The 10,579-nt window shown below is 39.4% G+C and carries 9 protein-coding genes; 2 read left to right on the forward strand and 7 right to left on the reverse strand.

What is annotated here, in order from left to right; translation table 11 throughout:
- Positions 1-392: hypothetical protein (locus tag ACH63V_RS17205; protein WP_396464194.1), on the forward strand; the 392-nt coding region annotated here is incomplete at its 5' end.
- 115 nt (positions 393-507) lie between these two features.
- Here the strand turns inward: ACH63V_RS17205 and ACH63V_RS17210 are convergent.
- Positions 508-1,062, reverse strand: a complete 555-nt coding sequence (locus ACH63V_RS17210) for a TetR/AcrR family transcriptional regulator (protein WP_396464195.1) — start codon at positions 1,060-1,062, stop codon at positions 508-510.
- Between the two features lie 810 nt (positions 1,063-1,872).
- Here ACH63V_RS17210 and ACH63V_RS17215 point away from each other — a divergent pair.
- Complete coding sequence (locus tag ACH63V_RS17215; RefSeq protein WP_396464196.1) at positions 1,873-2,313, forward strand: HD domain-containing protein; 441 nt, start codon at positions 1,873-1,875, stop codon at positions 2,311-2,313.
- Positions 2,314-2,512: 199 nt separating this feature from the next.
- Here ACH63V_RS17215 and ACH63V_RS17220 read toward each other — a convergent pair whose 3' ends face one another.
- The 6 genes from ACH63V_RS17220 to ACH63V_RS17245 all read right to left on the reverse strand — a co-directional run bounded on the left by ACH63V_RS17220 (position 2,513) and on the right by ACH63V_RS17245 (position 10,190).
- Complete coding sequence (locus ACH63V_RS17220) at positions 2,513-3,676, reverse strand: hypothetical protein (RefSeq protein WP_396464197.1); 1,164 nt, start codon at positions 3,674-3,676, stop codon at positions 2,513-2,515.
- Positions 3,669-4,997, reverse strand: coding sequence for a TolC family protein (locus ACH63V_RS17225; protein WP_396464198.1), 1,329 nt, complete (start codon positions 4,995-4,997; stop codon positions 3,669-3,671). Before ACH63V_RS17225 ends, ACH63V_RS17220 begins: the two co-directional genes overlap by 8 nt.
- A complete protein-coding gene (locus ACH63V_RS17230) occupies positions 4,994-6,580 on the reverse strand; it encodes a GH3 auxin-responsive promoter family protein (RefSeq protein ID WP_396464199.1) in 1,587 nt (528 codons plus the stop codon). The genes ACH63V_RS17225 and ACH63V_RS17230 overlap by 4 nt, the downstream gene beginning before the upstream one ends.
- On the reverse strand, positions 6,577-7,368 hold the full coding sequence (locus tag ACH63V_RS17235; RefSeq protein ID WP_171462375.1) for a hypothetical protein: 792 nt from the start codon (positions 7,366-7,368) through the stop codon (positions 6,577-6,579). The genes ACH63V_RS17230 and ACH63V_RS17235 overlap by 4 nt, the downstream gene beginning before the upstream one ends.
- 187 nt (positions 7,369-7,555) lie before the next feature.
- The gene (locus tag ACH63V_RS17240) at positions 7,556-9,103 is read right to left on the reverse strand and encodes a DHA2 family efflux MFS transporter permease subunit (protein ID WP_396464200.1); all 1,548 of its coding nucleotides are present in this window, start codon (positions 9,101-9,103) and stop codon (positions 7,556-7,558) included.
- Between the two features lie 25 nt (positions 9,104-9,128).
- Complete coding sequence (locus ACH63V_RS17245) at positions 9,129-10,190, reverse strand: HlyD family secretion protein (protein WP_209832995.1); 1,062 nt, start codon at positions 10,188-10,190, stop codon at positions 9,129-9,131.
- Positions 10,191-10,579: the final 389 nt, after the last annotated feature.

Genomic DNA, 10,579 nt, shown 5'->3' on the forward strand with positions numbered 1-10,579 from the left:
TTCTAATATCACAAGCTCATGAAAATAAAAAACTTTCATTTATTTGGATCTCAGATAGAGATAGCCTAATAAATTTTGAGCAAAAAAACTTAAGTATGCCCTTAATATTCAGTATGATTCACGCATCGCTCCATTCATTCATAAAAACTAATAATAAAATTATTTTTATTCAACATGATAGTAAATCAACACCTATTACTGATAACTTGAATAGAATACCAGATATGATAGCTGGCACCCTTGCCGATATGAGCAATACGCATGTTTCTCATAAAAAATACTTACCTGTAATAAGAAATCACTTAATTTTAAAAAACAAAAATCATATTGCACAATTATATTTTAAAAAGGATAAGTATGGTGTGAGTACTATTTCTCTTGTTAAAGAATAAAATATATAGTTTTTAAAGTGAGAGTTTTATTAGTTAAAATTGTGGAAAAGCCCATTATAGAGCTTTAGCACAAAAGGTATAACGCTTATAGTTGCTTGAAGCCGCCTACTTAAAATTATTTACACCCCATCCCCCTCAAAAACACCTCCAACACCCTTTCATCAACTTCATCCGAACTTAAATGCTGAATGATTGCACCATCAATCATATATAAAAATATTTTGGCATCGGTAAAGGAAACATCGGAGTTAAGTGCTCTAAGTTGGCTATATATTTCGTTGATGAGCCATATTCTATATCTCACGGCGGTTATGTACGCGTTTGGGTAGTTATTTTTCGTTTCAAATATGGCTTTAAACAACAGGTAATACAGCCCGCCTATATCTGCGTGTAAGTTATAGAGCTTTTTGAGTTTATCTGCTGCGCTGGTGTTGTAGTCGTATTCGACCATAGAGACTACTTTTTCTTGGAGTCGTTCTTTTTGCACGATTAAGCAAATTTCAATAAAGCGTTCTTTAGATTGAAAGTAGGTATAAAAGGTCATTTTTGGAATACCAGACTCTTTCACAAGTCTGTCCACGCCGACAATATGAAACCCGTTGTAGTGAAACAGCTCAATTGATTTATTTACGACTTTTAATGCACGTGTTGGGAGAGTTAAATTTTGCATATTTTTACCGTTATAAATTAAATTTTTGTTGTATATAAATGAGATATAAATGCCTTCCACTTTTCTAAAGGTGAAAAAAAGGCGTAGCAAAGCCGTAAAGACTGTGCCGAGCACATCTCAAGTTTTAGTTGTTGATGAAGTTTTAAGTAATAACGAGCTAAAGCCTGAAAAAGCCTTACGGCGATCAAGCTGCGTTAAATGTTTTAAGCTGTGTTGTTATAGCTTTTGGCAAAGGTTGCCAAGAAATACTGGATGCGCAAAACCAACTCCTTATATATGGAGTTCTGCCAGAGCATAAGTTTTATGGTGGCAGAACGGAAGAGGGTTCGCAGACTGGTTAAGACATCCAGCACACCCGAGGGTGTCCCTCTCCCGTCCTACCGCTACGGGAGGAGACTGGGAGTTTTCGCACAAAACTATTCCTCAGAAGAAATAATCCTGATGCGGTCTTAATACGGTCTGCGACGACCGTCTGGCAATGTAGGCCAGCCCGCAAATGGTAATCTCCAATATTTGAGCTGTCAATGTGAAATTGGCTAGAAATTATTTAAATAGTTATTATTTTTCATTTAATTAGATAATTAAGGGAACTCTTAAGTAATATTTACAATCTACTTTTATATCATTAAGTTAAAGTTTAAAATTTCAAAAACTTAAAGACTGGTTTGGTTCACATCAACAAAGAATGAATTAATAAAAGTGAGCAATTACTCTTATGCCTAATATAAGTATTCAGTATAAAATTATGACCTAAGCGACTAATCTCACCCATTAGGCCGCGTCATATACTTAAAGTGATAAGAGCAAAAAATGACTCAAAATCAAGTTGAACTCGCAGAGACATTGTCTAAAGAATCTCATAAAGGTCAAAAGTATGGCCCTCATGATTACTTTGAGTACCATATTAAAGGTGTGGTCAATTCATTAATCGAGCATCAATTTTCAGAAATCTACATTATTACCGCCCTTCTCCACGATAGTGTTGAAGACACGCCTCTTACGCTAGACAAAATCGAAAGCCTATTTGGAAAAGAAATCCGCGATGCCGTCGATGCATTAACTAAACGAGAAGATGAAACACGCAGAGAATATTTAATTCGTTGTAGTTCAAATCCGATCGCTCGAGTGGTGAAACTTCATGATGCAGCCTTTAATGCGCATAACTCACATAAAGACAATAATCACGCACGTGTTGATTATTACCTTCAAACCATTCTAATTGTTTCAACGGCGCAAGATAAGTTGGGCTAAAGGGTCAAATTCGCTAGCTTTATTAAATCCCAAAAGAGTTATTTTGATTTTGTAACGTAATCAAAATAACTATTAAAAAGTCTCTTGCCCTAGCGAACATTGACCATTTTGCGCATATATTTGCTCAAATTTATTTAACATTCATAAGAATTGAGCAAATTTTTGCGCATTCATAACTTACGGCGAAACTATCTAAGGGTTAAATACGCCCAACTTCTAAGTAGGGAATCAGGTTTTTATCAAAATTTGGTCTTGGGTCGCCCTCATAACTAATAAAACCATGCATACCCGTTAAACGCTCACCTTTATAGAACTGATTTAACTTATAACGCGGGTCTTTATGAGAAAGCGTAAAACTCACCACACCAACGCCCTGTTGTTTTGACTGGTTATAGGCATCTTCGAGCATTTTATGATGTAAAGCTAAATCTTCGGGATGACACATAAGCGTATGCAATACATGGTACTGGATAGAGTCACCCAGCTTAGGCAAACGCATCCCTTTAGTAATTGGCGTCAGCAAGTTATAAACGGGTCTAAGAACACCTATGGTCGAACTATAATTTAGAATCTTGGTTTGCTTAATACTATGCTGATCCCACAAGCCAAACATACCCACCAGTTTTTCACTCTTAAAGTAAAGTGAGAAGTCTGAGAGTTTTATGCCTGAAAAGTACTGATGCCCTTGGGCGAGTTCTTCAAAGTCATAGGCAGGTATAAAGTTGTAAAACTCTGCCATATCGGCAATAAACTGGTTCATGGCTTCCACATGTTCGGCTTCGGCTGTACATGTACGGATCTCTTGAAGATGAATCTGTTTAGAAGTCTGCTTTAGAAAAGCCGTGATTTTTCGTTTTGCACCTGTACTCGTCAGGCTCAGTGTCTCTATAAGCCCTTCATCATAATAATCGGGCATTCCAGTTTTACCCGTTTGTATAGCGGCGCGTGCGGCATGGTTATCATCAAAAATAATCATTTGGCTAAAGTTGGGTGCGTGCATGGTTTGTTTTACATGCTTGGCTAATACCTTCACCAGTGATTTACCCCGATAGCTATGATCTACCCGTAAGTCTCCAGCGTATCGCAAGTTTTGTATGTTTCGGTCGACATAACAAGGACGATAGCCATTGCTATAACAAGCGAGCTTCTTTTGACTCTCGGTGTCTTCAATCACAACATGTAGTTTATGCCGATAGACAATGTCAGACGCTCTAAAATAACTTGGTTCACGCTGAAAGCTAATTTGTATGCCTTTGGTGGTCATCGGCACAGCTATTAGGTCTCGTAAAGCCTCATCATCTGCCAAAGTCGCTTCACGGGTAATCAGGGTATTTTCTACGAGTGGTGTATTTGTTTTATTCATTATTCACCTGTTGTGCGGTCTGCATAGGAACCAAACTATTTAAACGTCCCATTTGGTCGAGTAGTTGATAAACAAACACCACTTCGTCTTGGTCATTTACGGTTTTTTGGGTTTGTGCATCGAGTAGCTTTTGCTCGGTATTAAGCAAATCAAAGGTAGTTTTGGTGCCGACATCAAACTCTTTACGTGTATAGACAAAGGCAATAGACGCTGCCTCTATGGCATTTGCCAATGCATCTTTATTTTGTCGGATGGTTTGAAGCTGTGCATAGGTGGTACGGGTACGCTTATTTAAGTCCAGTTCAAGACTTCGTATTTTCTGATGAGCCAAATCGATATCAGCCTGCGCTTTTTTTACATTGGCGCGATTTAAACCATCGTCATAGAGCGGTACATTGAGCTGTAACCCGACCATATAGTTATTACTTTCAGATCCAATATAACTCGCTTCATCTTGCTTTCCGGCACGGCTGGTCAGCATAACCGTTGGCCAGAGTTCCCGTTTAGTTAAAGCATATTGTTTCTCTGCGGCTTGCATTTCATATTTAGCACGCATTAAAGCCGGATGGTTCTTGGTTTGCGCCAAAATCTCATCTAGCCCATTCGGTATAGCTGGTAGTTGTTTAATGGCAACAAGGTTGTCAGGTGTTGTACCTGTTACTTGATAAAACTGCGCTTCGCTTACAGTCAAGTTAGACTGCGCCTGTGTAATATCAGCTTGACCTTGAGCGACTTGTGCCAAAACTTGAGCCAAGTCCGCACGAGTAATCATACCGACATCAAAACGGCGCTTAGATTCATATAAAGATCGCTGCAGATTTGCCATAGTCTTTTGTCTAAGCTCTAAAATGGCTTTCTTTTTTAATACGTCGGTATAAACCATCACGGTATTTAAAATGGTTTCCGACCGTTGATCTGATAAACCTTGGTTTTGGGCAGAAAGCTGACTTTCGGCAACATCAATTCCTAAACGGTGTCGTCCAGACGTATAAATTGGATAATCTGCCTGCAATTGCAAACTTCGCCCTTTACGGTTTCCTTCGGTTGGAAACAGAACGTGTGAAGGCGTATCTATTCTTTCATAGTCTAGTTGCCCGACTAAATTGACTTTGAGTCCATCACGCTGTTTGGCCTGTTCAAGCACAGCGGTGGATTGATTTACGCTTAAACGGCTCACTTCAAGCTGACTTTCATGTCTTAAACTTGCAGATAAAGCCTCATCTAAAGTCATGGCATGCGTATTCGACACCAACAACACGCCTAGATACAAGGCGTGTCGAAGTGTTAAAAACCGAGTATTAAATGGCTTTATCCCTTTCATAGTTGTTCCAAACTATTGAGGGTGACTTTTTTGAGTGGCTCAGGTTTGATATTGCCTTCGATAATGCCATCAAACATGACCAGTTTTTTATAGGCATTCCAGCCATTATTGGCTTGGCGAATTTGCGGCTCGTCAAGCTGCCCCAAGTTTCGTGCAAGTTCATAATGGAAGTTTTGACGTAAGATATTGTCGATATATTCATTGCTAATGCTGTGATGAATGTCGCCTTCAAAAAGCACGCAATAAAATGGTTTAACTTGTTGCTGAGTATCAATCGCGAGTAAAGAAATCGCTTTTGACTCGGTTTCATTTAACTGAGACAACAACTGTTGAGCAGTTTCAGGTGCAAGTTTCTCACCGACCAGATCTACACCAAAACGGCGACCTTGGAACTCAAAACACGGAATTTGCTCTATAAAGCCAGTCACTTTTAAGCAGTCATCTAGACAATACCGCAGTAAGCCATTACCCGAAGTAATGAGTGGGCTGACCACATCACCTTGTTTAAGCTGCCATGAAGGAATGATTTGACCTTGTTTCTCACCCTCTAAATATTCAAATTCATAGAAGTGACTTTGATATGCAAGTGGGTATTGGTCATTATAGGGAATGGTCACTACACCTTCGGTCGCCCATAGCCCTTTGCCTTCAAACTGAACGCTGGGTAATTTCTCTTTTAATTTTTCCGCCCAAGCTTTTGAACCAGCGGTGTCCCAACTTGACACTAAGCTTAACTTTGGCCAAAGTTTTTTAAAGTCGATCTGTGCGCCGTTTGAACTCGCAATTAAGGCTTGAGCGCTTTCAGGGCTATGCGGTGCGGTCACTTCTTTTAATGAACCCTGACGATTGCCCCATTTACCGTTATTAAGCACCTCTATCACGTCCTTTTGTAATGACTCCAAACGCTCAAGCAATTGCAGCGCAAACGTTGGGCTCCACACCGAAATCATAGCTAAGTTACGGTTTGCGACCAAATAACAAATGGTGGCAAAGAGTGCATCGTCAGCATTGGCTGCAAAGGCAACGTTACTTGGAACCGCTTGGGTAAACTTAGACAGTATGCGTTTACCTACGCCAAGTAGCGCACTATCATCATTTAAGTTTTTGTCTTTTAAAACTTCACGTTGACTTTCAGGCAACCATGATACCGACCAATAATGCGTACCCGAACTAAGCTCTGGACACTTACGGTATAAACTTGCCATCCACGGCGCAATTGCATGGTCAAGTTCATCTAAAAACAGCTTGGTGTATGGAATAAACTTAATTTGTTCACTCGAACCACTGGTCGGCTGGAAACGAACCAACTTACTACTAGACAGTGAAAGCTTCTGTTCACGGTAACGCTGAATGTCTTCTCGCCATGCGCTATAGCGAGTCGCAGGAAAGGCTTTTACAAACTGCTCATAGTTTTGAACCTTTTTATCTTTGGCAAAGGTAGAAGTCTGTAATATCGAATGCAAAATTTGACGTTGTGTGGTTTCTAAAGCATTAAACTGTTTTTGGAAATTACGGTCAGATGCATCACACCATTTTTTTAAAATAAGATGCGAGCCAAGCGTTAGCCATTCATTAGTTTTCATTGGATGGCCTCTCTACGTTTTGTTTTATGAGTTATACGCGCTGCTTCACATTTACCTTTACTGGTCGGCTTCGTCATGAGCTTCACAGGGAAACGAGCAATATCTTTCCAGCCTAGACGGCCTATACACGGCAGTTCTGTACCGGCTTTCCAAGTTGGATTTTTTTGTTCAAAGAAGTGAATATTTGGATTCTTTTCTCGCATTTCGGCAGTAATAGGTGCAACTTCGCCTTTTAATGGCTGATAGTCATCACCAAAGTTCAGCAAGCCAGCTTCACGGTCGTAATATTCACCAAAGAATTTTTCACAGTAGTGCTCAACCACTTCCGAAAGGTGTTGGTTTTCATCTTTAATGTTTGGGTAATAGACATAGTAGTTATTGGCAAGTAATAGATAGGTCTTATAGCCCTTAGAAATGAGTAACCAATAGAGTTCGTTAAAAGGATATTTGATGCGAAGCTTAATCATGAGTTTGAGCATGGTACTTTGTAATGTACGCGTGCCCCAGAACTTCTTCAAAATGACCGTATCACCGCTAAACAACACGGTGTAGTCTTTACCGTTTAAGTAGAAGTGTTGCACCACAACAGTCGAGAAACCGACAATCTCATCTGTCTCAGAGTCAAAAATTAAGATCGCACCGCTTTTATTTTCAAAATCATCTACAAAAATAGAAAATCTGGTATTTTCATAATACTGTTCGTAAATGGAATACATCTCTTTTAGTCGATCAGTATCAATTTGCTCTTTTTCAAAATATTGCCCATAAGTTGCGTTTTTCAGGTTCAATTTTGAAATCAGTTTATATGTTGTATTAATCATAATACTTTAATCTCCCACATCCAGATCTGTGAGTTCCGCTCGCTCATAAGGCGATGTTGGAAACTCGTATAAATGTTCTTTTTCTAAGAAGGGATACGTTTTGATATGCCCTATTGTTTTTCATTCTTTAAAAGCTGCCCTCTACTGCTAAAACTTACATATTCATTTTCTTCCCCCTGTCCATAAAGATGGTTAAAAAGGCAGTCACAAACATAATGATTGCGAGCATGCGTAATAAATCATTGAAGCTAGATGTCAGTGCTTGAAAATGAATATCGCGGTAAATCACACTCAGCGCGATTTGCTGGGCATTTGCACCGACTTCTTGATATTGCGCCGTGAGCTGATCAAGTCGCTCTGTAAATATCCAGTTTTGCGGTGTCATCGCCTGATTAATCTGGGTGACATGCATTGCAGTCAACCAGTCTAAAGATGAGTTAATCAGCGCCAGCCCAACCGCACCGCCAATATTGCGCATGAGGTTATAAATACCACTGGCATCGGCCACTTTACTGAGTGGCAAAGTACTCATAGCCAAATGTGATACCACAATTAGGCAGATCATAAGACCAATACCGCGGTAAATTTGCGGCCAGAACATGAAGTCATAATCGCTGTGAATGCTGAGGTGCGAATTGAGCCATACACCAAAACCAGCCAGAACCATTCCGACAAATACAGTTTTTCGGGTATCAAAATTAGGAATGAGCCAAGCAAGGAACGGCGCAAAGCAAAACATGACAATGCCTGTTACCATCATGACGTGACCAATTTGGCTACTGTTCATTTCACGGACTTGCCCAAGAAACACGGGAATCATGTAACCCAAGCCATACAGCGCCATACCAATCACAAACGTTGTGATAGCACTTAAAGTAAAGTTTTTATTTTTAAATACTGATAAATCGAGCAAAGGCTTAGGCTGGGTAAAACTTCGTGAGAAGAAAATCATGCCGCCCACAACGCAGACCATAAAAGCAATACGAACGCCTGTGTCTGCAAGCCAGTCATGTCGTGCGCCTTCATCGAGGAAATATTCAAGCCCACCCAAAAACATCGCCATACCGACCAGACTAAACCAGTCCATGCTTTTGATGAGTGAATAGTTTGCACGGTCGATATTAGGGCCTGAGTAAATGACCGTGGCAATGATAATGCCCGGAATAATATTGATCAGGAACATCCAGTGCCATGAGAAATTATTGGTAAGCCAACCACCAATGGTTGGACCAATCGCTGGACCTAAAGTACTGATCATGCCAAACATAACCAAAGGCAATGAACGTTTTGCTTCAGGGAAAAGTAGATACAATGCGGTCATGGAAGTCGGAATCATGCCGCCGCCCATAAAGCCTTGAATACCACGGAATACCAATAAACTTTCCAAGTTCCACGACAAAGCACAAAGTAAAGAACTCACCGTAAAACCAATTGCACACATGGTGTAATACACCCGTGTCGAAAGCACCCGCGAGACAATACTCGACATGGGAATTGCAATAATTTCGGCAATTAAATAAACCGTTTGTACCCAAGTGACTTCATAACGACTTGCACTCATGCCGGCTTGTACTTCGTTTAGAGAGCTCGCCACAATCTGAATATCAAGAATCGCCATGAAGTTGCCAAAAATCATGGCAACAAAAATTGCCCATGCAGTTTTTGCAGGAAACCTCCACTCGGCTTCAACATGCTTATTCATTTTCTTATTACCTAAAATTTTTTTATTAAGTTCTTAGGTCAACGGTGGCACTCACCGACATTCCAGGTTTAATCAAATCAATATGTGGGCTTGAATCTATGGCAATACGTACAGGAATACGCTGTACAACCTTGTTAAAGTTTCCAGTGGCATTGTCTGGTGGCATCAGTGAGAAAGTCGCGCCTGAAGCTGGTGAAAAGCTCTCAATTTTTCCGGTATAGGTCAGACTCGGATAGGCATCGAGTTTTAACTTCACTTTCTGCCCAATATGCATTTTTTCAATTTGGGTTTCTTTGAAGTTCGCTTGTACATACAAACTATTTTCAGGAATGATCGCCATTAAGCGGGTTTGTGGAGAAACGCGTGAACCTTTTTGAATTGCAAGACTACCGATCTTACCCGAAACAGGACTGACGACTTTTGAAGAAGCTAAATCAACCTGATACAGGTTTAAATTTGCATTGGCACTTTGAATATCTGCTAAAAGCTGCGCTCGACTCGCTTGTAAGCTCCCCAACTGAGCTTCTGCTGCATTTACGGCGGCTTGTGCTTTACTAAGTTGTGCCTGAGCGGTTAAATATTGAGACTGAACACCTTCAAAATTTTGTCGGGTAATCACGCCATCTTTTAATAAGTCTTGATAACGCTCGAACTCTTTTTTCAAACGAGATAGGTCGGCTTGTGCTGCTACTACACCACTATTTGCTTCAGTAATTGACGACTTGGCAGACTTTTCATTTTGTTGTTGTACACCGAGTGCAGCTTCTTTCAAGCTGACCACAGAACGGGCTTGGTCATAACGAGCTTGGTAATCACGATGGTCTAATACTGCTAAAGTTTCCCCTTTTTTTACCACCTGATTATCGTTAATTAATAACTCCATCACTTCGCCAGAAATCTTTGGCATAACCCAAGTCACATCGGCTTGCACATAAGCATTATCAGTAGATTGATAGAATCGATATACAAAAAAATAATATACGATGCCAGCAACTAAAAATAACAGCAGGACACTAAAAACACCCCAGGTTATTTTCTTTCGACTTTGGAAATTAGTATCAGTTTCTAGCTGAGCTACGTTATCCATATTCATTCCGCTTATTTGTAATATTCGATTTTTTATTTAAGCCAATAAAATTATTGGTTTCTTTTTTACGTAACTTTTCACTTGGTTTTATTCAATGAATCGTGACAGCGTAAAATTTGGTGCAAATTATGGTTCTGAAGTGAATTAAATATCATTGACCTCTTTGCCATATATTTTTTCTATTTATGTCAATAAATCATATTATATAAACTATGTTTAAAAATTATGTAATTCGAATTGGTGTAGATTTCTCGTAATAAATCCATTTAAAAATTAAATCTAATTTATTGTTAATAAACAAATTAATCTTAAATAATTTCTAAGTTGATATTCTTCCAACACAGAAAATTATTGCAAAAATATTTAGTATAATTTTTATTGTGTATTAT

This window comes from Acinetobacter sp. ABJ-A23_2, assembly GCF_044538765.1.
Classification (GTDB): Bacteria; Pseudomonadota; Gammaproteobacteria; order Pseudomonadales; family Moraxellaceae; genus Acinetobacter; species Acinetobacter nosocomialis_A.